This window comes from Arthrobacter phoenicis (assembly GCF_047238215.1).
Lineage (GTDB): Bacteria > Actinomycetota > Actinomycetes > Actinomycetales > Micrococcaceae > Arthrobacter.
Window position 1 is genome coordinate 1,972,010 of record NZ_JBDFMK010000001.1, and the last position, 23,579, is coordinate 1,995,588.

Here is a 23,579-nt window from a genome sequence, read left to right on the forward strand (position 1 = left end):
GCACTGTGTGACCGGTCACGCAGGCAGAAGTGACGCCCGCCGGCCGGCCGTGCAGGTGCTAGTCATTTGCTGCCGGCCGAAGAGGAGATCGGGTATTTGAAACCACGGTGGGATCCCACAAAGCCCAGACGCTCGTAGAACCGGTGGGCATCCTTGCGGGCCTCATCCGAGGTGAGCTGCACCAGGGACGCGCCGAGTGCCGGGGCAGCGGTGTCGGTGACCCAGCGCATCATGGCCGTTCCAATGCCTCCCGAACGGGTATCGCTCCGGACGCGGACGGCTTCCACAAGAAGCCGGGTGGAGCCTCGCCGGGCCATGCCGGGGATCCTGGTGAGCTGCATCGTGCCCATCAGCTCACCGCCGTCGTCCGTCACGACGAGCAGCTCGTTGGCGGGGTCGGCGGTGATCTCCAGCAGTGCGGAGCGGTAGGCCTCGGTATCCGAAGCGTCGGCCTGGTCGCCCCTGGCCGCACTGATTGGGTCGTCGGCGAGGAGGCGCATCAGGGCGGTGAGGTCATTCTCGGTGGCCCTGCGCAGGGTCAGCTCACGGGCGGAGCTGCGGAGGGTCTCGGGCAGGGTGAGGGACGCGATCACTCTGGCAGTCTGCCATGTCGCCGCCTTGCGGCCTCGGATTTTCTCGGGCCGACGTGGGGCACTTCTTTCCGCCGAGTCAACGCTGGCGGTCGGGGCAGCCGGTGCTAGCCCGTTGGCACGGTGCTTACGGCAGATCCGGCCCGGGGAGTGTCCTCCTGGCTGTCGGAGCCTTGGCGGGGATTGGGGCGCGTACCAAGCGCGACGTCGATAAGTATCTCCGCGGCGGCCCGGGCTTGGCGCGCCGGCTCCGGACTGGCGGAAATGGCGGCCGTCGTCACCGCGCCCTCCGCCAGGATGGCCAACTGCGGGGCAAGTGAGGCGGGTGCGCCCGTTTCGGCTGCGACCCGGGCCAGGTAGTCCTGGAACTCCGCTTTCTGTGCCCGGACAATGGCGCCGATTCTTCCCGACGTTCCGCTCAACTCGCCAAATGAATTGATGAAGGCGCATCCCCGGAACCCCTCCGATGTGAACCAGGCGGCCAGGAAATCGAACACGGCCAGCAAGCGGTCACGGGGTACCTGCGTGGATTCCACCTGCGCGACGATATTTGTCTCCCAGTCCTCCCGCCAGCCAAGCAGGACCTGTTCAACGAGGTCTTCCTTCGAGGGAAAGAGCCGGTAGAGGCGCTTGAGCGAGACGCCGGCAACTGCCCTGACCTCATCCATGCCCACCGTGGTGAATCCGCGCGCGTAAAACAGGGGCCCGACGGCGGTCACAATGCCTTCCCGGACGGCATCCTCTGCCGCCGCCGCGGCGTCGATGGAAGACGTCGGCCCTGCCGCAGCTTCTGGCACGGACATGCCTTGGTCCCTTTCGGCTTGCGTGGAAAACGATCGTTCTCTAATGTAAGCGACAGCGGAGAACGAGCGTTCTCCGCTGTTTCTTCACCCGGCTGGTAGGGCTCTGGTTTTACCGGGCAGCCACCATCCTCTTGGTTTCACCATACGCTCCTCAATTGCTTCATCGGTGGCCCGCTGGGGGCTGACGCGGACTGACCGAAAAGACACTATGGAGACACTGGACCGACCGCCGTCCGGGCAGGATGAAGCCAGAACCTTCCTGGCCGGTTTGTTGGTTGAAACCGCAGAGGGTAACCACGAGGCCTTTTCCGAGTTTTATCGCCTCACTTCGCCGCGGGTGTTCAGCGTGGTGCGGCGTGTTGTCCGGGATCCTGAACTCAGTGAGGAAGTCATGCAGGAGGTGTTCCTCCTGGTCTGGCAGAACGCGGACACGTACAACCCTGCACTTGGCAGCCCGTATGCATGGCTTGTGACCATGGCGCACCGCAAGGCGGTAGATAAGGTCCGTTCGTGGCAGAGCAGCGCCGACCGCGACGCGCGTTGGGCGACGGCCGAATGGGAGCATCCTTTTGACGAAGTGGGCGAGGCGGTCACGAACAGGATGGAAGTCCGTCAGGTTTCCGAAGCCCTCACAGTCCTTTCGCCCCTGCAACGCGAGTCCATCCTCTTGGCCTACTTCGGCAGCCTCACTTACCGGGAGGTGGCAGAAAAGCTGTCTGTGCCTCTGCCCACAATCAAGTCACGGATCCGCGACGGCTTGAGCCGGCTACGGGCCCAACTCGGTGTCGCCTAAGCGGGCCGACTAGTGGCGGCCGGCTAGACGGGCCGGTCCCCGCAGCCGTGGTTTCGTTGGCGCCTCCGGCCGCCGCCGAGCCTCCTGAGCCGTCGGTATGCGCGCGCACGTGCGGTGAGCCGCCTCAACCGCTCCCGGAAATACCAAACCAGTGCGATCCCGAGGATGGCGAACGGGAGCAATTCCGGGGCGATTGCGAAGGTTCCAAAGAGAATGTCGAAGGCTTCGAATCCGATGGCGGAGCCGGCCGCGAGCCAGACCCAGCCGCCGAACGAGAGGGCCCGCAGTGCCACGCGGCGGTAAAGCCGACGGCCCAGACGGGTTAGCAAGGCAAGGCGCCGGATGGGCCGGGAACTGAGCGGGCGGTGAAACGAAGGCACTGTGCGTGCGGGGATGTGTGGGGACACGGCAATAAACTCCTGGTGGCGGTGGCGAATGACTCGGTGACGAGGTCGCCCGGTGAGCCGGTGAGGAGCAGCCGGTCGGATTGGCTATGGCCGCGAGGGGTCAGGCCGTGGACTTCGGCTGTTGATGGCTCAGGGGCGGTTTCCGTGACCGCCAGGAGCGCGGGGGCCCGGACCGCCGGCAGGTGGCGGCCACGCGGATGAGAGGGGTAACCGCCTGAGCGGCTCCTCAGTAACACCGACGACGGCGCAGCCGATGAAAACAACGAGGCGGTTGAGAAGTGCCTGGAAGGTGTGGGCCATGGCGATGGCCGTGGCAACGACCAGCGCCAAAAGCGCTACGGCCGCGATAGGAGGAAGCCCGGAACCGATGGTCGCGCGGACCGCGACATCCAGCTGGACGAAACGTTCCAGCAACTCCAAACCCGTCACAGCACCTCCCCCCAATCGCCCCCACGCTAACACCGGCCGGACAGCCGGACAACGGATCAAGGTTCAGCAAAGGGGGGGCGTTAGCCGAACCTCCTCCAGGTTCCCTCGGAGATCACGTCGACGGAGCCGTCGACCACTGAGATGGCAGTCTGCTCGTCGATGGCGTAGGCCGGGCTGCCCAGCTCCTCCGCCCACCGTTCGGCGTCGGTCATGGTGTTGGTCGGGAAGGCGAACAGGTGCGGGAAGATCGCAAAGTCCACCGCTCCAAGGGTGCGGTCGTCCGGCGCCGACGGCCAATGGACGAAGTCCTTCCCGATCCGCGGAGCCATGACCATGCTCCCGGCGCTCACCCCGAGCCAGACCGTTTCGGGGAGCGACGGCAGGAGTCCTTCAAGCCCGGACTCGCGGATCCAGTGGGCCAGGTAGCTCGCGTCACCGCCGTCGACCAGGAGCACGTCGGCGTCCCGGACCCACGGGATCCAGCGTTCCTGCCCGATGCTCGGCAGGGCGGTGAGTTCCAGGACGCCGACCGCGGCCCAGCCCAGGCCGGACAGGTGCGGCGAGCCCGTCCCTGCGGCCACGAACCGCTGCGCCGATTCCGGACCGCACGCGGGGTGGCCCCACTGTGCCGTGGGGATGGCCAGCGCGTGGCACTCCTCAACGGGCTTGCCCAGCAGGTCAAGCAGCGCGGAGCGAATGCTCGGATTCGTGACGCCGCCTGATGTCAGCAAGAGTTTCAAGGACTACCTCCGGTGGTGGCGGATCGGATGATTTGGGACTCTCCGGGCAGTTCGATGCCGGCGGCAGTCTGGAACGCGAGGGGAAGTCCGTGCGCACGAGGCCAGTCAACGCTGTCCGTCACCTGCACGTGGACATGCGGCTGGGTACTGTTTCCTGAGTTCCCACACTGTCCGATCACCTGGCCCCGCTCGACGACGTCGCCCACGACCACGCTGACGGATCCCTGCCGCAGGTGGGCAACCAAGACGTACGGCCCGTTGCCGCCGATCGCGACGACGACGTGATTCCCCGCGATGGCGCCCGCCCCGCGCCGGATGCGCCGGGGCTGCCCTGCCATGTAGGCAAGCAGCGTCAGTTGCGACCGGCGTGCCGCGTGATCGTCCTCCCCTCCTGGGCCACCACGACGCGTCCCGCGGCTGGCGCCATGACATCGATCCCAAATCCCACGAAGGTTTCGGGCCGCTCCGTCGCAGCCACGGCCCGCCAGTTCAACGGCGCGGACCGACCGTCCTCATCAACGGGGATGAAATCGATGGCGAAGGTGGTCCCCATCAAGTCCGTTCCGTGGCTCGGCACCCGCCGCGCGGGGCTCTTCCGTGCCCGGAAGCTCCCGGCCAAGGGGTACCCCAGCACGACGGGAGGACCGTAGTTCGCAGCCAGGGCCATGCGGTTCATTCTGGCGTCCGCGATTCCCTAAAACCAGAGTCCACACACATTCGGCCCACTGACCCGGCCTGTCACCGAACCCCGACGTGGTCCAGCGCCCTCAGCAGATCGCCAGGATCGGCAACGTCGTAAAAGGCGACGGCCTGGCCCATTCCCAGACCCATGAAGTCGAGACCGGTGTTCTGATACATGCCGACAACGCCCATCAAACCCTGCTGGCCGAACACCACATTCGCATGGCGGCCGTCGCGCGATCGGTCGATCTTGGTGGGCACAGTGCCCAGCGGGGAATCCACGACGGTCCGGTCACCGACGCGGACAATGGCCCGGCGGTCAGTAAGCCCGTAGGCCGTGATCCGCTTCCGACGCCCCTTCACGATGAACCGTCCGAAGATGAAATAGAGGCCCAGCAGGACGAACGGCACACCCCACAAGACGAAGAATGGCTGAGCGGCCATGCGGATGGCCGATAATTCCCAAAAGACCGCGAATCCTCCCCACAAAATGCTGAAGGGAATGAGAAATGCATCGGCACCGGTGAAACGAACCTTCGGGTCAGGCTGGCCGTCCCACAACAGCTCCTCGCCTTGGCGAAGAAGAGGATGGATGCGGCTTCGCGGATCATCCATGGGGGCAGTCTTGCATAGGGGCGGCCCGGGTGAAATAGCGGGAGCGGGATATCGAATGCACTCGGGGCGGGATCAAAACCCTGCAATACTCTGACGATGGCCGTCACTTTCGAATGCAGGACGCGCACCACCATGCCCCCGGCGGAGATGTTTGATCGTGCGCGCAACATCGACGTCCACAAAGATTCCCTGGCGCACTCCCGGGAAGAAGCCATCGCCGGGGTGACCTCAGGCCTCATTTCCCTCGGCGAGGAAGTGACCTGGCGGGCCCACCATTTCGGCATTCCGCTGCACATGACCAGCCGGATTACGGAGATGCACGCGCCTGACTCTTTCGTTGACGAGCAGGTGAGGGGTCCGTTCCGACGGTTCCGGCACGTCCATGAATTCAGGGCGGATGGAGCGGGAACCCTCATGCTGGACCGCATCGAATTCTCGGCACCGTTCGGCCCCCTCGGGCGCCTGGTCGAGAAGGCGGTGCTCGGCCGCTACCTCAAACAGCTGATCGAGACGCGCAACCGGCATCTTGCCGGCGGCACGCTCATTGAGTAGCCCGGTTCGCTAACCCCACAGCGCCTTCCGGAGCAGGGTCTTTAACTGTCCGGCCTCCTCGGCGCTGAGCCGGCCCAGGGCGGCGACCTCGGCCTCCCGGGCAGCCGAGGTCGCCTGCCAGAAAACGGCGTCGCCCGCGTCGGTGGTGGCGACCGTCTTGGCGCGCCGGTCCTGCTTTCCGGGCGCGCGCATCACCAGCCCCCGGCCCTCAAGCTCATCGATCAACGCCACGATCTGGCTGGGATCCAGGCTGAGGAACTCCGCCATCTCGCGCTGGGTCGGCTCCAGCCCGCAGGCGGCCAGGGCCAGCACGGAGAAGGAGCGCTCCTTCAACCCGAACCCGGCCAGCGCCCGGTTGTTCAGGACCGAGCCGGCAGCATGGAGCTTCGCCAGCAGGAATCCGGCGTCGCCGGCCATGGGCGCGGCCGTGAGCTTCTCCGCCCGGTCCGTGCCCGGTGCGCCCGTGGCTTCGATCGTCATTACGGCTCCAATGGTCGACAAAATAAATCATTGACTTTCTCAATTATCCATACTTTCATGGATCCAGAACAACGTCCCACGCCGCCGTGCAGGACGCGCGGCAGCTAGCAAAGGAGCGGCAATGAGCCTCGCAGGAAAAGTAGCGATCGTCACCGGCAGCGGCCGGGGGCTGGGCCTGGCCTACGCCCGGGAACTGGCCCGGCAGGGCGCCGCCGTCGTCGTCAACGACGTCGACGAGGCGGTTGCAGCCGACGCCGTCCGCACCATCGAGGCCGACGGCGGCCGCGCCACCGCCGTCGTCGCCCCCGTGGGCAGCTCCGAGGTGGCCAAACAGCTGGTCCAGGCGGCGGTCGACACGTTCGGCCGGCTGGACATCCTGGTCACCAACGCCGGCATCCTCCGGGACAAGAGCCTGCTGAAGATGACGGACGAGGACTTCGACGCCGTCATCAACGTCCACCTCAAGGGCACTTTCACCTGCGCCCGGGAGGCCTTCGGCTACTTCAAGGAAAACCAGGTTCCCGGCCGCATCATCACCATCGGTTCGCCCACCGGCCAGCGCGGCAACTTCGGCCAGACCAACTACGCCGCCGCCAAGGCCGGGATCGTGGGCATGGTCCGCACCTGGGCGCTGGAGATGAAGAAGGCAGGCGTGACCGCCAACGCCGTCATCCCCGTGGCCGCCACCGCCATGACCAAGACCGTCCCGTACTTCCAGAAGGCCGTCGAAGCGGACGAGCGCGGCGAGGCCATGCCGGCCTTCTTCCGCCACGACCTGGGCTTCGGCACCGCCGACGACGTCGCCGGGCTGGTGGCGTTCCTGGCCTCCGACGCCGCCGCCGGGATCACCGGCCAGGCCATCGGCGCCGGTGGCGACCGGCTCCAGCTCTGGACCCACCCGGAGGCCGCCGCCACCGAGTACCGCGAGGGCGGCTGGGGTTACCAGGACCTCGTGGAGAACTTCGACTCACTCTTTGGCGACAAGCTGCAGAGCGTGGGCGAGGAGTTCCTGCCGCTGCCGGAGGAGCTGCAGCCCGAACCGGCGCAGGCCCGCTGAGATGGCCTCGACCCGGTACGAACCCGGCATCGACGCGGCCGCGCTCAATGCGATCGACATGCACGTCCACCTCGAGGTGGACAGCTGCGGCCACAACTCCCTGCCCGAAACCCTCACCGAGGCCTCCGCCAAGTACTTCAAGGCCGAGGACCGGACGCCGTCGCTGGACCGGATCGCCGAGATCTACCGCGAACTGAACATGGCCGCCGTCGTCTTCACCGTGGACGCCCGCACCCAGCTCAAACACGAACCCAACAGCATTCCCGAGCTGATCGCCGGCGCCGCCCGCAACAATGACGTGCTGATTCCGTTCGGCAGCGTCGACCCGCGCACCGGCCCGGACGCCATCACCGGCGCCCGCCACCAGGCGGAGGAGCTCGGCGCCCGCGGCTTCAAGTTCCACCCCAGCCTGCAGGGCTTCGACCCCTCCGATGAGCAGTTCTACCCGCTCTGGGAGACGCTGCAGGAGCTGGGCCTGCCGGCGATATTCCACACCGGCCAGAACGGCATGGGCGCGGGGCTGCCGGGCGGCTACGGCATCAAGCTGGCGTACTCCAACCCGCTGCTGCTCGACGCCGTGGCCGCGGACTTCCCGGAGCTTCAGATCATCATGGCCCACCCGTCCGTGCCGTGGCAGGACGAGGCGAACTCGATCGCCACGCACAAGGCCAACGTCTTCATCGACCTCTCCGGCTGGTCCCCGAAGTACTTCCCGGAGTCGCTGGTGCGGATGTCGAACTCGGTGCTGCAGGACAAGGTCCTCTTCGGCACCGATTTCCCCCTGATCACCCCGCAGAAATGGCTCGGCGCCTTCGCCGACCTGCCGCTCAAGGACGAGGTCCGGCCGAAGATCCTCAAGGCCAACGCCGTCCGCCTGCTCGGGCTTGGTGGTTGAGGTGGGCGCGGAAACCACCGAGCGCCTCTACGGCGTCTGCGACTACTACGACGCCGAGGCGCTGCTCACCGCTGCGGAGCGGCGGGTGCTGGGCCGGCTGCGGACCTTCCTCGATGAGCAGGCCAGGCCACTGCTGGCCGATTACTGGGAACGCGGCGACTTCCCGGACCAGCTGACCGGTCCGCTGATCGACCTGGACCTGATGGAACCGGCCGAGGTGACCGGCCCGCCCGGACCCGGCCACACCCCGGCCCGCGGGATCTACCACGGCTTCCGGATCTTCGAGTTGGCGCGCACGGACGCGTCCCTGGCGACCTTCTACACCGCCCAGGCCGGCCTCTTCCGGACCGCCATCACGGTGGGCGCCTCCCCGGAGCAGCGGGCCGAATGGCTCCCCAGGGTGCTGGACTTCTCGCTCAAGGGCGTCTTCTCCCTGACCGAACCGGAGCACGGTTCGGACATCGCCGGCGGCCTGGCCACCAGCGCCCGGCGCGACGGCGGCGACTGGATCCTCAACGGGGCCAAGCGCTGGATCGGGGGAGCCCTGACCGCCGACGTGCTGGCCGTTTTCGCCCGCGACGAGGCCGACGGGCAGGTCAAGGGCTTCCTGGTCGACCGGCAGTCCGGGGGCGTGACCCTGGAAAAAATCCACGGCAAGGCCTCGCTGCGGATGATGCAGAACGCCCACATCACGTTGGCGGATGTCCGCGTCCCCGAGGCGATGCGGCTGCACAACGTCAACTCGTTCCGCGACGTCGCCGCGATGTTGCGGATGATGCGCTCCGACGTCGCCTGGATTGCCACCGGCACCGCCGCCGGCGCGTTCGAGGCGGCCCTCCGCTACGTCACCGAACGGCAGCAGTTCGGCCGGCCGCTGGGCTCGTTCCAGCTGGTCCAGGAGAAGCTCGCCCGGATGCTGGGCAACGTCACCTCCGCCCTCTCGCTGGTGGTCCGGTTGACCGAACAGCAGGACCGCGGCGTCTACCGGGACCAGGACTCGGCGCTGGCCAAGATGCAGACCTCCCTGCTGATGCGCGAAACCGTGGCGCTGGCCCGGGAGGTGGTCGGCGGCAACGGCATCACCCTGGCGGCCGACGTCGCCCGCTTCCACGCCGACGCCGAGGCAATCTATTCCTACGAGGGTACGCACGACATCAACGCCCTCATCATCGGCCGCGCCCTCACCGGCCACAGCGCCTTCACCCACTAACCACCCCCACCAACTCCAGGAGCCCGCCATGCCCAACCTCGTTGTCGACTTCGACAAGCTGCTCACCCTCGCCGGAACCGACCTCGGCGTCACCGACTACCGCGAAATCACGCAGGAACAAATCAACAAGTTCGCCGAGGCCACCGGGGACGACCAATGGATCCACGTCGACGTCGAACGCGCCAAGGAAGGGCCCTTCGGCGCCCCGATCGCGCACGGTTTCCTGACCCTGTCCCTGATCATCCCGTTCTGGGGCGAGCTGTTCGACGTCGAGGGCGTCACCACCAAGGTCAACTACGGCCTGGACAAGGTCCGCTTCACCTCCCCGGTGAAGGTGGGCTCGCGGATCCGGATGCAGGCCACCATCGCCGAGGTCACCGAGGTCAAGGGCGGCGCCCAGATCAAGGTCTCCAACACCATCGAGATCGAAGGCCAGGAACGGCCCGCCGTCGTCGCCGAGTTCCTCGCCCGCTTCTACAAGTAAGCCGCCCCGGCTCCGCCTCTCGAAAGGACCTGCCGTGGAGAATTTCGGCATCGGCTCATGGCTGCAACGGCGCAGTCCCAAGTCGGGCACCAAAACCGCCGTGATCGCCGGCGAGCGGGCCGTGACGTACGCGCAGCTGGCCGAGCGGGCCGTCCGGCTGGCCGACGCCCTGGGCCGACGCGGCGTCACCAAGGGCCACCGCGTCGCGTACCTGGGTGAGAACGACCCGGCGTTCCTGGAGACGCTCTTCGCCGCCGGGCTGCTGGGCGCCGTGTTCGTCCCGCTGAACACGCGCCTGGCGCCACCGGAGATCCAGTTCCAGCTGCAGGACTGCGGCGCCGCCGTCCTGGTCCACGCGGCCAGCCTGGCCGGGCTCGCCGGGCGCGGCTCGGCCGGCACGGGCGTCCGGACCCGATTGGTGGTCGACGACGGCGGTACGGCCGGCGCGGCGTCCGGCACCGAAGCGGTGCCTGGCGCCGAACCGGTGCCCGGGACCGAACCGGGCGGGCACGTCGGAGGGGGCGAAGGCGCCGCCGTCGAGGACTACGAGCAGGCGCTCGCCGCAGGGTCTCCCGACGCCCCGGACATCGTCGTGACCCTGGACGACGGGGCCATGATCCTTTACACCTCCGGCACCACCGGCAGCCCCAAAGGTGCGCTGCTCACGCACGGCAACATCACCTGGAACTGCATCAACGTGCTGGTGGACTTCGACTTTTCCTCGGCCGACGTGGCGCTCATGATCTCCCCGATGTTCCATGTGGCCTCGCTGGACATGGGCGTGCTGCCTACGCTGCTTAAGGGCGGCACCGTGGTCCTGGAGGCCCGCTTCGACCCCCGCCGGACCCTGGAACTGATCCAGCGGCACCGGGCCACCACCCTCAGCGGGGTGCCCACCACGTTCCAGATGCTCTGCGAACACCCGGACTGGGACAGCACGGAGCTGGGCTCGCTGAACAAGCTCACCTGCGGCGGCTCGGCCGTTCCCCTGCGGGTCCTGGACGCCTACGAACGGCGTGGACTGCACTTCTCCAACGGCTACGGCATGACCGAGACCGCCCCGGGCGCCACCACGCTGCCGGCGGCACGGTCCCGGGAGAAGGCCGGTTCCTCCGGACTGCCGCACTTCTTCACCGACGTCCGGGTGGCGGACCCTCTGGAGCCCATTCCCGGCCCGGCCGCGCCGGGAACGGTGGGGGAGATCCAGATCAAAGGCCCCAACGTCATCCGTGAATACTGGAACCGGCCCGAAGCCACGGCCGAGTCGTATACGCCGGACGGCTGGTTCAAGTCGGGCGACATGGGGTATACAGACGACGACGGCTTCGTCTTCATCTCCGACCGGCTCAAGGACATGATCATCTCCGGCGGGGAGAACATCTACCCGGCCGAGGTGGAGCAGGTAATCGCCGAGCTCGACGCCGTCGGCAGCGTGGCAGTGATCGGCGTGGCCGATGAGAAGTGGGGCGAGGTGCCGCGGGCCGTGGTGTCGCTGCGGGACGGGGCCCGGCTGACCGAGGAGGAGCTGCGCGCGCACCTGGACGGGAAGCTGGCCCGGTACAAGATCCCGAAGTCCGTCGTATTCGTGGACCAGATGCCCCGGACTGCCAGCGGCAAGATCCGCAAGGCAGAGCTGCGGAAGCTGACCCAGGGCGCGGTGTAGCGCCTGTCCTAGTGGATGGCGGCCAGCAGCACGCCGACGGCCATGAACAGGACGCCGAAGACGCGGTTGAGGATCCGCTGGCCGCGCGCGTCGTGCGTGAACCGCTGGAAGGTCTTGGCGGCCGCGGCGAAGAAGAACCACATGACCAGGATGTCGATCACGATCACGGTCAGGGACAGCACCAGGTACTGCGGCAGCAGCGGCTGGTCAGGGCGGATGAACTGCGGCATGAACGCCAGGAAGAAGATGATCGCCTTCGGGTTGAGCAGGTTCACCCAGAGGCCGCGGCGGAACATGGACAACGCCGGCTCGTTCCGCAGGGCCGCGGCTTTCTCCTGGTCCAGGTCAGGCTTGTGGCGGAACTGCTGGATGCCCAGGTACACCAGGTACGCGGCGCCGGCGTAGCGGATGATGTTGAACGCCAGCGGCGAGCTGGCCACTAGGACGCCGACGCCGAGGGCCACGATCAGGATGTGCAGGACCAGGGCCGCTTGCTGGCCCAGGATCCCCCAGATGGCGCGCCGGAAGCCGGAGTTGAGCGAGTTGCTCATGGTGTTGATGGCGCCCGCGCCGGGCGTGAAACTGATCAGTACGCCGGCGCCGACCAGGGCCAGCCAGAGGGAGAATTGCACCCGCCAAGCTTACGGTTCGCCGCTGCCGGCGCCCGCATCCGGGCCGCTGCTCAGTCCCGGCGGCCGTAACTGAGGATCATGTTGCCCTTGCTGGTCTGCTCGGAGGACTGCAGCTCCAGCCGGCTGAGCGGGTCGCCGTCGTTGAAGAGCTTCCGGCCGCTGCCTGCAACCACCGGGTGGACGATCAGCATGAGGCTGTCCAGCAGGCCGGCGAAGAACAGTTGGCGGACCAGGGAGATGCTGCTGAAGACGCCGATGTCGCCGCCGTCGCCCTGCTTGAGCTCCTTTACGAAGTCCTCCAGCGGACCCTCGATCAGCTGCGAGTTCTGCCAGGCGAGGTCCCCGCTGAGGGTCCGGGAGGCCACGTACTTCGGCAGCGGGTTGATGAAGGCGCCGAAGTCGTCATCGGCCTGTGCGTTAGGCCAGTACTCCGACCACTGCTGGTAGCCGACCCGGCCCAGCAGCCCGGCGTCGATTCGGCCCATCATCTCGCCCATGCCGGCCCCCAGTTCCGCGTCGAAGCTGTCGAACTGCCAGAGGAACGGGTCCTCCACCACGCCGTCCACCGAGCTGAACAATCCGGCCGTTACCTTGCGCATCCGCTCTCCTCACATCGGGTCAATGCCTGCACCCTAGCGGCAGATCCGCGCGGAGGGAATGGGTTCCGGGCGGCCGGGTTGCCTCCGGGGGCCGGACGGTCGGGGTACCCGGGCCGACGGCCCCGGTACCCCGCCGCGTCATCCGTTGGTCGCGGGAGCGTCGGCGTCGTTCTGGCCCGTGCCGCCCTGGCCGCCGTCGCCGTCGCCGTCACCGGGGCCGCCGTGGCCGCCCGGTCCGCCCTGCCCCATGTCTTCGGTGCCGGTCACGGTGAAGTTGCCGTCCAGCAGGACGGTGGCCCGGGTGCCGTCGGCCTTCGTGATGTGGGCCTCGTAGGTGGCGCCGTCGGCGTCGGTTTCCATCCGGTCGATCGTTGCTCCGGGCTGGGCTGCCGTGACGGCGGCTTCGACCTTGGTTGCCGTGTCACCGGTGAGTACCTCCTCAGTCTTGCCGTTGGCCTGATGCGGTCCGCGCTGGCCGCCGTCGGTCCCGGCCGCCCCGTAGCCGCCCGCCGCGGTGCCGCTGGTGGCGCTGGACGACGTCGATCCGGTGTTGTCTGCCGCCATTGCGGGGACGGCGGCGCCGACAGCGCCGCCGCCGATCACCGCCGCCAGCATGATGGCCGCCGTGGTCTTGTTGATCTTTGCCATGTGTTGCTCCTTTCCTGGAGCCCGGAATCCGGGCCAGCCGGTCTTTTCGGCTGAATCCAGCGTCGCCCGCGCAGGTAGGGCAGGACTTTGGTAGCACTGTGGCGTTCCTGTGCAGGTGCGGCCGCTCAGGCGGTGGGGAGGTGTTCCCCGCGTGCCCGAACGATGGGCGGACTAGGCCTTTGAGGGCCGCGTAGGCCCGGCCGGCACAGCTCCGCAAGCTCCACCAGCAACACCGGCCGTCCTTTTGCGGCGTCTGGGCGGCCTCCCCCGCTGGCGCTCCTCCGGCCGCCCAGACGCTCGCGCGGGCGCAGCCACACCATCTCCAGCTCGGCGAAGAAGCCTAGATGGAAGTCTCGGATTGCTGCTGCCGCTCCGCGTAGTAAGACCGCAAGCCATGCTTCACGCCCATGCGAATGATCCAGTACAAGGCAAAGGTGATCACCGCCGCCGGCACTGCAAAAACAAGTATGGATATGACGATCGAAACCATGTTTCCCCCTGGTGAGCGCTCAATCTCCTGACAGCCTCTCACGACCCGGCTCATCGACGGCCCAGCCGTCGAACGACTAGCATCCCAGGAAACAGGCAAAAACCCCGGCTAGAGTGGAGGAACGAACACGGCACCAACGCGGGGGAGCGCCACCATGAGCCACGAATTCACCATGACCGAGGACGACGCCCGGCCCGCCAACCCCAGCCTGACCGAGGACATCATTGAACTCAGCCTGCTCACCGCCGGCGAAAAGATCGGCCCGGTCGATACCGAATGGGCCCAGGAACACCACAACTTCTAACGACCAGGCAGCGAGACGCTGCCCCACAGATTTCCTTTGCAGAGGGAAAACAGAAAGCGCCGGCACGAGCAATCGTGCCGGCGCCTTCGCTTTTAGAATCCTCGTGCCCGCAAGGCCCACAGCGCCGCGGCCACCGCGCCGTTCAGGCCGGCGACAAAGAGGTCGCCGGCCAAAGGCCGGCCGACAGTTAGATCGACGGCAACCAGGGCCAGCGCACCCAGAAAGGCCACGGTGAAGACCACCGCCAGCGCCAGCGGCCACCGCTGCCGGGGCCGGTGCGCGGGCGAATGTACCAGGTCTACGTTGCCCATGCCCCCCAGCGTAGAACCAAAGACCAGATCGGTCGTCCGCTGGCGCGGCCGGCTGTTGGTCCAGTGCCTCCGTCGCAGAGCTCCGGCTGCCCTGGCCCTTTTCTTACGTCTTCGACGTTTTTTGGCTGCTGTCCTTATGTTGTTACGGGGCTCAGTTCCGCGGCCATTGTAGGGTCGTGGCTACCCAGGGGAGGCGGGTATGGCTTTGGCTGCTGTACCGGACGACTTTCGCGTGACGGCTTCGAAGGATTGGCCGCCCGTCACCCCGCGATGACCCGACCGCTGATTGAGAGACGCGACATGATCGCCGGATAAAAACACGACGGCGCGGTTATCTGCTGGGACCCATAACCATCCGACAGACTGGAGGCTGTTCTTGGTGCAACTATGGGCCGGCATTGATGCCGGCAAAGCCCACCATCACTGCTTTGTGATCGACGGGGACGGAAACCGCCTGCTCTCCCAGCGAATCCCGAATGATGAACCCGCGCTGCTGCAGCTCCTGGCCAGTGTTCTGGAGCTGGCAGGCGGGGAGCCGGTAGTTTGGGCGACCGACCTGAACCACGGCGGCCCGGCGCTGCTCATCGCCCTGCTCATCGGCCATGGCCAGGACATCCTTTACATTCCCGGCCGGACGGTGCACCACGCCTCCAAAATTTATCGAGGCGAAGGGAAGACCGACGCCAAGGACGCGGCCGTCATTGCCGACCAGGCCCGGATGCGAACCGACCTGCAACCCTTGCGGGCTGGGGACGAGATCAGCACGGGGCTGCGGATCCTCACCGCGAGGCGGGCCGACAAATCCGCGGACCGCACCCGGGCAATCAACCGCCTGCAGGCCCAACTGCTCGAATATTTCCCCGCGCTGGAAAGGGCCTTCGACTACAGCCGCTCCAAGGCAGCCCTGACACTGCTAACCAAACACCGGACGCCGGACGGGATCCGCCGCGCAGGGCAGGCCAGGATCCACGCCTGGCTGAAGAAGCAAGGGGCCCGGTCCTCGGCTGCCGTTGCGGCAACCGCGGTCGAGGCCGCCAAATCCCAGCACACGATCGTTCCGGCCCAGCAGATGGGGGAGGGGATCGTCGCCGCACTGGCCAGAGAGATTTTGACGCTGAACGAAGAGCTGACCGAGCTCGATGCTCTGATCAGCGAGACAGTCACGGAACACCGGCACACGCAGGTGCTGCTGAGCATGCCCGGCTTCGGCCCCGTTCTCGCAGCCGAGTTCCTCGGGGCCACAGGCGGAGACCTCACCGTTTACGAAACCGCGGACCGGTTCGCCGGCGTCGCAGGCCTCGCACCCGCGCCCCGCGATTCCGGCAGGATCAGTGGCAACCATCACCGGCCACGCCGCTATGACCGCAGGCTCCTGCGCGTCTTCTACCTCTCCGGGCTTTCGGCCCTGAAAAGCTGCCCTGCCTCCCGGACCTACTACGACCGAAAACGCACCGAAGGCAAAACCCATATTCAGGCCATGCTCTCCCTGGCCCGGCGCCGGCTGAACGTTCTCTGGGCCATGCTCCGCGACGGAACCACCTACACACCGGTTCCGGTCCAGGCACTGGGTCTAGCTGCCTGAGCTCCTACCGGCCCCAGTATCTCTTTGGGCTAGAGCGCGCCACCGGCCTGGCGGCAGCTCCCCCCAAAGGAGCTGCCGCCTGGCGGTGGCGCGAGACTTATGTGATTCGCGAGCCCGCGGCATCCGCGGGTCGGCCTATCGAGAGCAAATCCCCGACCTCGCACTTCAGCGCTTCGCATATGGCTGCGAGAGTTGAGAACCGGATGGCTTTAGCGCGGTCGTTTTTCAGCACGGAGAGATTTACTACGGACACGCCGACGCGCCTGCTGAGCTCTGTCAGCGTCATGTCGTTTGCCAGCAGTAGTTCGTCGAGCCGGCAATGAATGCCACTCAGATCGTCGTCCTGTTTGGCGGGCGACATCAGACCAGACCCTCGGTGTCCTGCTGGTAGCGGGTGCCGAGTTTGAAGGCGCCGGCCAAAAGCAGCAGGAGCAGGCCGGCAATCAGCAGGGGAAGGCTGATGCTGTTCCAGACGTAGAAGGGGAGATCGCTGTATGCCAATCCTGGCTGCGAGAGGATCCGTTCCCGCCCGATATGGTCCATGACCTGCTTCTGGCCGGCCCCACCAAGGGCAGCAATGAGGCCGACGGCTACGAGGATGAGCAGACCGGTTGCAGCTAGAGCCCGGGAGACCAATCGGGTGAAGGGCCGTCCTTTGAATACCTTTAGCGATACAACGAACATCAGAGTGGCCAGCGCAATCCAACTGCTGCCGTTGAGAATTCCAACTCCTGCCAGCAGAAGCGCCGCGCCTTCAGGAATGTTCTGGACGGACAGGCTTGACTCCAAAGGGACCAGAGAGAGGACATCCGGACCCAGATATCCCCAGCTGTCCACCGACGCGCTTCGGGTGTGAATAGTGAAGGTACTCTGGCGGCTGAACGACGCGGTCAGGGATGCAATGACATCCCATAATGCGCCGGCAATCCACAGCACCGAGACGGCCATGGCGAGGACCAACGCGGCGCGGGACCAGACCCCGAGATGATGCGGGGCGGTTCGGTGCCGGATAGCCTCTGTCGTGTTCATCGTTCCCCCATAGCGGTCATGTCCCAGCCTGTGTATATCGAATATCGTTGTTATCGATAAGCGATACGTTATCCAGGGTGGGGGATCCGTCAAGGTCGAAGACGAATCCTCCTGAGAGGGAGCGAATCCGCCGTTCACGCGAATGGCTCCGGCGAGTGACGCCCAGGAGCCCCACAAATGAGTCTCGCCGCGCTCGGGCAGCACAGGCATTTTCCTCCTTTCTTTTTTGCCGCTGTCCGTTGGATCCCACGTGCCCGCTCCACCGGCTCAACCGTCCTTCGGACGGCCGCGCTCCGGCTGCCTTGTGTCGGCGCTGCGCCTCTTTCTTCCCCCAATCCATCCGCTGCTCGCCCTTTCGAAGCGATCACCGCCGAGGTGTTCTTCCACTGGGCATCGGGCCAGTCCGACGGCCCGGACAGCCTCCCTGCCACGGCCGCCGAACGGCCGGAGTAAGACCGGAAGCCCTACCCGGGCAGGGCGCACTAGAAACACCTCGCATGTCCCGGCCGTCTCCGGCCGGGACGCCACCGACATCCGTTGACAACATCATTGAGATTCCTTCGGATCGTACGTGCCCGCTCCGGCCCGTCTAGCCCCTCCGTTCCTCCGGGGCCTGCGGTGCAGGAATTTCCCTGCGGCGCTCCTAATTCGTTGTTAAGCGGCTTCAAAGGGCCAGATGGTTGGCCACTCCGGGGCTGTCTTGGTGGAGTTCTGCGGTGGAGTCATCAGTGGTGACGCCTTCGGCGCTCTTGGATCTTGAATCCTCGACGCAGAGCGGCGCGTTCGCTGAGGGCGCCCGCCGCAGAGCCCTTAATTAGCCGGGCCGATGCCCGGTTAATGCGATCACAGGCAGCTTCTCGCAGCGCCAGATCAGTTGGCCTACCCGGAGCTGTTTCGGGGTTCCACGGCGCAGTATCGCTGCGACGCCTTCGGCGCTCTTGGGTCCTTGAACCCTCGACGAAGAGCGGTGCGTACCGGTGCAGATTGGCGCCGCGGGACCCCGGACTGGCCGGCAGATGCCCTCCGGGCTTTTGCCGGCCAGGTTCCGCCGCCCGCGTGGCAGCGGAACCCCCGACTGCTGGCGTGGTACTTGGTTCTCGTGGTGGCGTGCAGGCTGCGGGATGACCCCTTCCTTCTCCGGGAGCCGTGGAGCTCTTGGTTAGACCGGGGCGCCCGAAGTGGACTCGTTTCACGAACGGCTGGTGAGATGGCAGACCTTCGAGTCTTGGAATTAGGGCGCTGCGTGATCCGAACTGGCACACCCCGGGAACAGAACACACCTTGACTGCGAGGAGTACAGATTGGACCTCTACTGCGGGATCGACTGGGCCGAGGGCCACCATGACATTGCCATCATCGACAGCGCCGGAGAGCTGTTGGCCAAACGCAGGATCACCGACGACGCCGCCGGCTACCGGGACCTGATGGAACTGCTCGCCGAATACGGAGACACACCCCAGAACCCGGTCCCGGTGGCGATCGAGACGAGCCAGGGCCTGCTCGTCGCGGCCCTGCGCGCCGGCACCCGGAAGATCTACGCGGTCAATCCGCTCTCGGCCGCCCGCTACCGCGACAGGCACGGGGTCTCGAAGAAGAAGTCCGACCCGGGGGATGCCCTGGTGCTGGCGAACATCCTTCGCACTGACGCCCACGCGCACCGCCCCCTGCCGGCCGACACCGAGCAGGCAAGGGCGATCACCGTCCTGGCCCGGGCCCAGCAGGACGCGGTTTGGGCACGCCAACAGACCGCTAACCAGCTCCGCTCCGTGCTGCGCCAGTTCTACCCAGCGCTCCTACAGGCCGGCGCGGTCTGGCAGAACGGGCTCACCCGCCCCGAGACCAGGGAACTGCTGCGCATCGCACCCACCCCGGGCACAGCTGCCCGGCTCAGCACCGCCCGGATCGAAGCCGCGCTGCGCCGCGCGGGACGCTCCCGCGGCATCGCCGCCCAGGCCCAACGGATAAAGACCATCCTTCGGGGTGATCATGCCCGCCAGCCCCAGGCCGTCGAAGACGCCATGGGCCAGCAGGCCGCCGGGCTGCTGCTCCTCCTCGACGCCGCCTGCCAAGCCATTGATCAGCTCAGCACCGCGGTCGAGGAAGCATTCCTCACCCACCCCGACGCGCAAATCCTGCTCAGCTTCCCCGGGATCGGCACCCAACTCGGTGCCCGGATCCTCGCAGAAATCGGAGACGACAAAACCCGCTTCACCGACGCCCGGTCCCTGAAGGCGTACGCCGGCTCCGCGCCCATCACCAGAGCCTCGGGAAAGAAGAAATTCGTCGGCCGCAGATTCGTCAAGAATGACCGGCTCAGCACCGCCGGATACATGTGGGCGCTGTCCGCCCTGACCGGATCCCCAGGCGCCAGAGCCCACTACAAGCGCCGCCGCGCAGCCGGGGACTGGCATGCAGCAGCCCAACGGAACCTCTTCAACCGCCTCCTCGGCCAACTCCACCATTGCCTTACCACCGGCACCCGTTTCGACGAAGCCACAGCCTTCACTCCACCGGCCGCAAACCTCGCTGCTTGACTTCCTAAACACGTGAGATGTCTTCGTCGCTTATTTCCTCCGGGAATTTCCCGCCCCTTGCCTTCGGTAGACAGGCCTCCGTCGGGCACAGCTCCGCAAGCTCCGCCAGCAGCCAAAAAACAACTGTGAGTCTTGCAGTGGCTGGTCTGGGACTAGCTGGCAGTGTTGATGCCGGTCGTTCTGCCTGGCGCGTGACTCGAAAAAACAATTGCCCCTTTGAGGGTGCATGTCCCCCGACTTGTCCGTACTGGGGGGAGCGGCCGGCGTTGACCTGTCCCACGTCGGTGGCTTGATTAGAAGCTTGCCCAGCCCTTTGGGGTTGTGGCTCATCACAGTATTGCCTCGACGTGACTCTTCCCCAGGTCAGTGCCGGTCGTGATGCGACCAGTCGTGCCCGTTCGAAAGGAAGGAGGGTGGCCGCGTTGACTCTCGTTGCGCAGACCCGCCCGTTCGTAATCGGCGTGGACTGCCACGCCCGCACCCACACCTACGCCATCATCGAGGCCAGCACCAAGCAGCAGGTCGCGTGCGAGCAGTTCCCGACCACCCCGGCAGGGATTTCCCGCGCACTTGCCTGGGTCGGCCGACGGACAGACGGTGATGTCGCCTGTCTATGGGCCGTTGAGGGTATCGGCTCTTATGGGGCACGTCTGGCCAGGGCGGTAACCGACGCCGGCTATGACGTCGCCGAAGCACCACGGATGAACGCCCGAGGGCGCCGGGGCATCGGCAAGTCCGACCCGCTGGACGCGGCCGCCATCGGAACCGCAGTCCTGACCATCGAGGAGTCCCAGCTCCGTGCTCCGCGCAGGGATGAAGGAGCCCGTGCCGGGCTCAGGATCCTGAGCGCAGCCCGGGATCAGTTGACCCGGGACCGAACAATGAACGTCAATGCACTCATCGCCTTACTCCGGGCACACGATCTGGGAATTGACGCCCGTAAACCTCTGGTTCCCGCCCAGATCGTCACGATCACCAGGTGGCGGGAACGACAGGAGCAGATCGAACTGTCGATCGCGCGCGAGGAGGCAGTCCGGTTGGCGCGCCGCGTTCTCGAGGTGACCACCCAGCTGACGGCGAATCAGAAGCGTATGACAGAGCTGATCCAAGACAGCCCGGCGGCGCCGCTGTTGGAGATGGTGGGGGCTGGGGCTGTCACCGTCGCCACTGTCCTGACAGCTTGGTCGCATCCTGGAAGGGTCCGCAGTGAAGCTGCCTTCGCCTCGCTGGCAGGGGTGAATCCCTTGCCGGCCTCAAGCGGTAACACTGTCCGGCACAGGCTCAACCGGGGCGGTGACAGGCGCCTGAACAGGGCTTTGCACACCATCACCATGACCCGGATGGTCCACGACCCCGGAACACGGGACTACGTCGCCAAACGCACCCAAGAAGGACGCAGCTACCGCGAAATCCGCAGATCCCTCAAGCGCTACATTGCCCGTATCCTCTACCGCCAGCTCAACGCACTTTACGCCACCGCGGAACCGGCCCCATCCCGCGTTGCCGGGGCAGATGGTTGAGGTGGTGTCCGGTAAAGGATCCCTCGGCGTGCAAATTTCCCCTTCCTGGGACCTGCCGCTGGGCGTCGTCAGGGCATTCGATTGGTCCGAGTTAGAAGGCGCGCGACGGTGGGGTATTTGGCAGCCGTGTAGTCACTCCAGCCCGAGGCTGCGTCGGCTGCAATCTTCTTGGCCTCAAAGTATTCGGCGCGGGCCGCCGGATCTTCTCTGAGCAGATCGCGGAATGCGATGCGTGCAGACCATTCAGTGCCTTCGAATGCGACGACGTGCACCACGGATTCTCGATGGCGGCGGCTTGGCCACGCGAGCCAGCAATGGCCGGGCTTCATCCCCTCGAGGGCGAACCCCGCCATTTTCAGCGCCCGGGCTGCATTTTGAACGCTCGAAACCTTGACCCCCACGATCACGTCTATGACATCTTTCGCCGGCAGGTCGGGCACGGAAGTCGAACCAATGTGTTCGCAGTGGGCTTCGGGGAGCACTTCGAGGATCGCCGCGGCGAACCGGGCATAGTGGTCCGCCCATTCCTCGTATCTGCTCGCCACAAGTGTCACCGGCTGTTCGTCGTCCATCCGTCCGATTCTGGTCCCGATGGTGTCTGCACTCTTTGAGGCCACGCCGCTGCCGCCTTGGGTGGCGCCCGATAGGCCCTCTAAGGTGTTGCCACAGTTGGGACCCGATTGGCACTGGATCGAGGACCTGACCTCGCAAGTCACGGACAGGGCAGCACCAAAGGTCTCGCATGCCGGATCGTGTCAGCAGACTCGCCCGTAAGCCGGTCGATCACCGTGCCCAGGAAACGCGCCGCTACGTTCGTCAGTTGCAGAAGTCGTCTGCACCGTCATGCATTTTTTCAACAGTCGTTTGCACCAAAGACCGAGCTGCGGGACTGCAACTGCTTCAGGGTTCGAGGCCCGGACCCAGCGGTACAGCGTGGGCCCCGAGACCCCGAGGCTGGCAGCAACTTCCTTGGGCGGCGTTCCCTAGCTGAGGAGCTTCCGAGCTGAGCGGATCTTGGCCTCAGTCATTACACGCTTGCGTCCGCCGACCCGGCCCTGTTCGCGCGCTGCCTGGAGGCCCGCCTGGGTGCGTTCGACCATGAGCTCGCGTTCCATCTGAGCCAGGGAGGCCATCACGTTGAAGAAGCAGCGTCCGGAGGCGGTGGTGGTGTCGATCGAGTCGGTGAGGCTGACAAAACCAATTCCGCGCTCAATGTCCAGGGCGAGCCCGAAACAACGGTCAGTGGACTTTGCGCCGAGCTAGAAGTCACCCGCCAGACGTGTTGATGGTCGCCAGCCGGAGAGCTGCGCCCGGACGGCGAGAAGCTACTTCCCAGACAGTCCTGGTGTCCAAAATTGTGTGGGTGCGCAACGGCTGGCCGACGTCTCCGAAGGTCAGGTACGATCCCGCCAGCTGATCCACCGCGGCGGGCGCTATCGACCTGATCATCACGACCATTTTCCGCTGCTGCGGGTATCGCCATATTCGCACCGGCGCGCAAAAGATTACGGTCGAGCCGGGTCCGGCCTAAACCGAGGCCGGGTCGAAGGGCGCCGGCCCGGTCCTGGACCGGGGACGGCGGAACAGCGCAAGGAATAATGTCGAGCCGGCGGCAAAGAGCAAGGCCGCGACCCAGGTGTTCACTCGCAGACCCAGGATCAGGTTTGCGTAGTCGGAGCGCATCAACTCGAAGACGAAGCGCCCGGCAGAGTAACCGCCCACGTAGAGGGCGAACACACTTCCCGCGCCCAGCCTGAAGCGGGCATCGAGGAATAGGATTGCACCCCCGGCGATCACGCACCACAACGACTCGTACAGGAACGTCGGCTCGAAGAATCCTAAGACCACAGGCGCCCCGGACGCGTCCGTCGCGGCGATCCCGGAGGCAGGGTCCATCTGGTGGATCTGGAGCTTCCATGGCAGGGTGCTGGGGTCGCCGTAGAGTTCGTTGTTGAACCAGTTTCCCCAGCGGCCCAGCGCCTGGGCGAAGAGGACGCCGGGGGCGACGGCGTCCAGGAAAGCGACGAAGGAGACCTTCAGCCTGCGGCAGCCGATCCAGGCGCCGGCGCAGCCAAAGGCGACGGCACCCCAGATGCCGAGGCCGCCGTCCCAGATGGCGAGGGCGTTCCACGGGTTCCGACCGGGGAGGAAATACAATTCGGGGTCGGTGATGACGTGGTAGATCCGGCCGCCGATGATTCCGGCCGGAATCGCCCAGAGGCAGATGTCCAGCACCTGACCCGGTTGGCCGCCGCGCTGCTGCCAGCGCCGGGACCCGAGCCAGAGGGCGAGTGCGATGCCGGCAAGAATGCACAGCGCGTAGAAGTGGATGGTCAGCGGTCCCAGATGGAACGCACTGACGGTCGGTGATGGGATGAATGACTCTGTTGGGGCCTGCGCAGCCATGGGATCCTGCCGGATGGTGAACGGGGAACGTGAAGTCTAAGCCTATGGTTCGGCGCGGCCGGGCGGTAATTGCTCCGCTGTCGTGCTGATCAGTCGGCGGAACCTGTCATCGCTCGGTGGCCTCC

General features: G+C 66.2%; 28 protein-coding genes. 12 read left to right on the forward strand and 16 right to left on the reverse strand.

Annotated features, from left to right (window positions below; all coding sequences use genetic code 11):
* Nucleotides 1–62: 62 nt before the first annotated feature.
* Nucleotides 63–593 (reverse strand): GNAT family N-acetyltransferase, encoded by a 531-nt coding sequence (locus ABC337_RS09180; RefSeq protein ID WP_412884233.1) that lies wholly within the window; start codon nucleotides 591–593, stop codon nucleotides 63–65.
* Between the two features lie 104 nt (nucleotides 594–697).
* Nucleotides 698–1,393, reverse strand: coding sequence for a TetR/AcrR family transcriptional regulator (locus ABC337_RS09185; RefSeq protein WP_412884232.1), 696 nt, complete (start codon nucleotides 1,391–1,393; stop codon nucleotides 698–700).
* Nucleotides 1,394–1,601: 208 nt separating this feature from the next.
* Here ABC337_RS09185 and sigK point away from each other — a divergent pair, with 208 nt between their 5' ends.
* On the forward strand, nucleotides 1,602–2,186 hold the full coding sequence (gene sigK, locus ABC337_RS09190) for an ECF RNA polymerase sigma factor SigK (protein ID WP_412884231.1): 585 nt from the start codon (nucleotides 1,602–1,604) through the stop codon (nucleotides 2,184–2,186).
* A 916-nt stretch (nucleotides 2,187–3,102) separates the two neighbouring features.
* Here sigK and ABC337_RS09195 read toward each other — a convergent pair.
* Entirely contained in the window at nucleotides 3,103–3,762 is a 660-nt protein-coding gene (locus ABC337_RS09195) for a Type 1 glutamine amidotransferase-like domain-containing protein (RefSeq protein WP_412884230.1), read from the reverse strand.
* Nucleotides 3,759–4,100 (reverse strand): peptidoglycan DD-metalloendopeptidase family protein, encoded by a 342-nt coding sequence (locus ABC337_RS09200; protein WP_412884229.1) that lies wholly within the window; start codon nucleotides 4,098–4,100, stop codon nucleotides 3,759–3,761. The genes ABC337_RS09195 and ABC337_RS09200 overlap by 4 nt, the downstream gene beginning before the upstream one ends.
* An 87-nt stretch (nucleotides 4,101–4,187) precedes the next feature.
* Here ABC337_RS09200 and ABC337_RS09205 point away from each other — a divergent pair, with 87 nt between their 5' ends.
* Complete coding sequence (locus ABC337_RS09205) at nucleotides 4,188–4,412, forward strand: hypothetical protein (RefSeq protein WP_412884228.1); 225 nt, start codon at nucleotides 4,188–4,190, stop codon at nucleotides 4,410–4,412.
* A gap of 88 nt (nucleotides 4,413–4,500) precedes the next feature.
* On the opposite strand, the gene ABC337_RS09210 is transcribed toward ABC337_RS09205, so the two are convergent.
* Entirely contained in the window at nucleotides 4,501–5,058 is a 558-nt protein-coding gene (locus ABC337_RS09210; protein WP_412884227.1) for a hypothetical protein, read from the reverse strand.
* Nucleotides 5,059–5,154: 96 nt separating this feature from the next.
* Here ABC337_RS09210 and ABC337_RS09215 point away from each other — a divergent pair, with 96 nt between their 5' ends.
* Nucleotides 5,155–5,610 (forward strand): SRPBCC family protein, encoded by a 456-nt coding sequence (locus tag ABC337_RS09215; protein WP_412884226.1) that lies wholly within the window; start codon nucleotides 5,155–5,157, stop codon nucleotides 5,608–5,610.
* A 9-nt stretch (nucleotides 5,611–5,619) separates the two neighbouring features.
* On the opposite strand, the gene ABC337_RS09220 is transcribed toward ABC337_RS09215, so the two are convergent.
* On the reverse strand, nucleotides 5,620–6,027 hold the full coding sequence (locus tag ABC337_RS09220) for a MarR family winged helix-turn-helix transcriptional regulator (protein WP_412884957.1): 408 nt from the start codon (nucleotides 6,025–6,027) through the stop codon (nucleotides 5,620–5,622).
* A gap of 184 nt (nucleotides 6,028–6,211) precedes the next feature.
* On the opposite strand from ABC337_RS09220, the gene ABC337_RS09225 reads away from it, so the two are divergent.
* From ABC337_RS09225 to ABC337_RS09245, 5 genes are read left to right on the forward strand one after another with little or no spacing between them, the layout of a single operon-like run.
* Nucleotides 6,212–7,147: an SDR family NAD(P)-dependent oxidoreductase gene (locus ABC337_RS09225; protein ID WP_412884225.1), complete on the forward strand. Its 936-nt coding sequence runs from the start codon at nucleotides 6,212–6,214 to the stop codon at nucleotides 7,145–7,147.
* A gap of 1 nt (nucleotide 7,148) precedes the next feature.
* Entirely contained in the window at nucleotides 7,149–8,042 is an 894-nt protein-coding gene (locus ABC337_RS09230; protein ID WP_412884224.1) for an amidohydrolase family protein, read from the forward strand.
* Between the two features lies 1 nt (nucleotide 8,043).
* Nucleotides 8,044–9,252 (forward strand): acyl-CoA dehydrogenase family protein, encoded by a 1,209-nt coding sequence (locus tag ABC337_RS09235; RefSeq protein ID WP_412884223.1) that lies wholly within the window; start codon nucleotides 8,044–8,046, stop codon nucleotides 9,250–9,252.
* 28 nt (nucleotides 9,253–9,280) lie between these two features.
* Nucleotides 9,281–9,736 carry a MaoC family dehydratase gene (locus ABC337_RS09240; RefSeq protein ID WP_412884222.1) on the forward strand — a complete coding sequence of 152 codons (456 nt, stop codon included), beginning with the start codon at nucleotides 9,281–9,283 and terminating at the stop codon, nucleotides 9,734–9,736.
* 34 nt (nucleotides 9,737–9,770) lie between these two features.
* Nucleotides 9,771–11,399 carry an acyl-CoA synthetase gene (locus ABC337_RS09245; protein WP_412884221.1) on the forward strand — a complete coding sequence of 543 codons (1,629 nt, stop codon included), beginning with the start codon at nucleotides 9,771–9,773 and terminating at the stop codon, nucleotides 11,397–11,399.
* A gap of 8 nt (nucleotides 11,400–11,407) precedes the next feature.
* Here ABC337_RS09245 and ABC337_RS09250 read toward each other — a convergent pair whose 3' ends face one another.
* The 4 genes from ABC337_RS09250 to ABC337_RS09265 form a co-directional block, all read right to left on the reverse strand.
* Nucleotides 11,408–12,031: a LysE family transporter gene (locus tag ABC337_RS09250; protein WP_412884220.1), complete on the reverse strand. Its 624-nt coding sequence runs from the start codon at nucleotides 12,029–12,031 to the stop codon at nucleotides 11,408–11,410.
* 50 nt (nucleotides 12,032–12,081) lie between these two features.
* Complete coding sequence (locus tag ABC337_RS09255) at nucleotides 12,082–12,630, reverse strand: dihydrofolate reductase family protein (RefSeq protein ID WP_412884219.1); 549 nt, start codon at nucleotides 12,628–12,630, stop codon at nucleotides 12,082–12,084.
* A gap of 138 nt (nucleotides 12,631–12,768) precedes the next feature.
* Nucleotides 12,769–13,278 (reverse strand): hypothetical protein, encoded by a 510-nt coding sequence (locus tag ABC337_RS09260; protein ID WP_412884218.1) that lies wholly within the window; start codon nucleotides 13,276–13,278, stop codon nucleotides 12,769–12,771.
* 340 nt (nucleotides 13,279–13,618) lie between these two features.
* Nucleotides 13,619–13,768, reverse strand: coding sequence for a hypothetical protein (locus tag ABC337_RS09265; RefSeq protein ID WP_412884217.1), 150 nt, complete (start codon nucleotides 13,766–13,768; stop codon nucleotides 13,619–13,621).
* Nucleotides 13,769–13,922: 154 nt separating this feature from the next.
* Between ABC337_RS09265 and ABC337_RS09270 the strand changes: the two genes are divergently transcribed.
* A complete protein-coding gene (locus ABC337_RS09270) occupies nucleotides 13,923–14,072 on the forward strand; it encodes a hypothetical protein (RefSeq protein WP_412884216.1) in 150 nt (49 codons plus the stop codon).
* Between the two features lie 92 nt (nucleotides 14,073–14,164).
* Here ABC337_RS09270 and ABC337_RS09275 read toward each other — a convergent pair whose 3' ends face one another.
* Nucleotides 14,165–14,383, reverse strand: a complete 219-nt coding sequence (locus ABC337_RS09275; protein WP_412884215.1) for a hypothetical protein — start codon at nucleotides 14,381–14,383, stop codon at nucleotides 14,165–14,167.
* 376 nt (nucleotides 14,384–14,759) lie between these two features.
* Here ABC337_RS09275 and ABC337_RS09280 point away from each other — a divergent pair, with 376 nt between their 5' ends.
* Nucleotides 14,760–15,965 carry an IS110 family RNA-guided transposase gene (locus tag ABC337_RS09280; protein ID WP_412884214.1) on the forward strand — a complete coding sequence of 402 codons (1,206 nt, stop codon included), beginning with the start codon at nucleotides 14,760–14,762 and terminating at the stop codon, nucleotides 15,963–15,965.
* 97 nt (nucleotides 15,966–16,062) lie between these two features.
* Here the strand turns inward: ABC337_RS09280 and ABC337_RS09285 are convergent, their stop codons facing one another.
* Nucleotides 16,063–16,326: a helix-turn-helix domain-containing protein gene (locus ABC337_RS09285; protein ID WP_412884213.1), complete on the reverse strand. Its 264-nt coding sequence runs from the start codon at nucleotides 16,324–16,326 to the stop codon at nucleotides 16,063–16,065.
* Nucleotides 16,326–16,994, reverse strand: a complete 669-nt coding sequence (locus ABC337_RS09290) for a hypothetical protein (protein WP_412884212.1) — start codon at nucleotides 16,992–16,994, stop codon at nucleotides 16,326–16,328. Before ABC337_RS09290 ends, ABC337_RS09285 begins: the two co-directional genes overlap by 1 nt.
* Nucleotides 16,995–18,247: 1,253 nt before the next feature.
* Here ABC337_RS09290 and ABC337_RS09295 point away from each other — a divergent pair.
* Both ABC337_RS09295 and ABC337_RS09300 read left to right on the forward strand, forming a co-directional pair.
* On the forward strand, nucleotides 18,248–19,528 hold the full coding sequence (locus ABC337_RS09295; RefSeq protein ID WP_412884956.1) for an IS110 family RNA-guided transposase: 1,281 nt from the start codon (nucleotides 18,248–18,250) through the stop codon (nucleotides 19,526–19,528).
* 422 nt (nucleotides 19,529–19,950) lie between these two features.
* Nucleotides 19,951–21,048: an IS110 family RNA-guided transposase gene (locus ABC337_RS09300; protein WP_412884955.1), complete on the forward strand. Its 1,098-nt coding sequence runs from the start codon at nucleotides 19,951–19,953 to the stop codon at nucleotides 21,046–21,048.
* Between the two features lie 68 nt (nucleotides 21,049–21,116).
* Here the strand turns inward: ABC337_RS09300 and ABC337_RS09305 are convergent, their stop codons facing one another.
* The 3 genes from ABC337_RS09305 to lgt form a co-directional block, all read right to left on the reverse strand.
* On the reverse strand, nucleotides 21,117–21,620 hold the full coding sequence (locus ABC337_RS09305; protein ID WP_412884211.1) for a GrpB family protein: 504 nt from the start codon (nucleotides 21,618–21,620) through the stop codon (nucleotides 21,117–21,119).
* Between the two features lie 411 nt (nucleotides 21,621–22,031).
* Nucleotides 22,032–22,268 (reverse strand): recombinase family protein, encoded by a 237-nt coding sequence (locus tag ABC337_RS09310; RefSeq protein ID WP_430270366.1) that lies wholly within the window; start codon nucleotides 22,266–22,268, stop codon nucleotides 22,032–22,034.
* A 307-nt stretch (nucleotides 22,269–22,575) separates the two neighbouring features.
* On the reverse strand, nucleotides 22,576–23,454 hold the full coding sequence (gene lgt, locus ABC337_RS09315; RefSeq protein ID WP_412884210.1) for a prolipoprotein diacylglyceryl transferase: 879 nt from the start codon (nucleotides 23,452–23,454) through the stop codon (nucleotides 22,576–22,578).
* Between the last annotated feature and the right edge of the window lie 125 nt (nucleotides 23,455–23,579).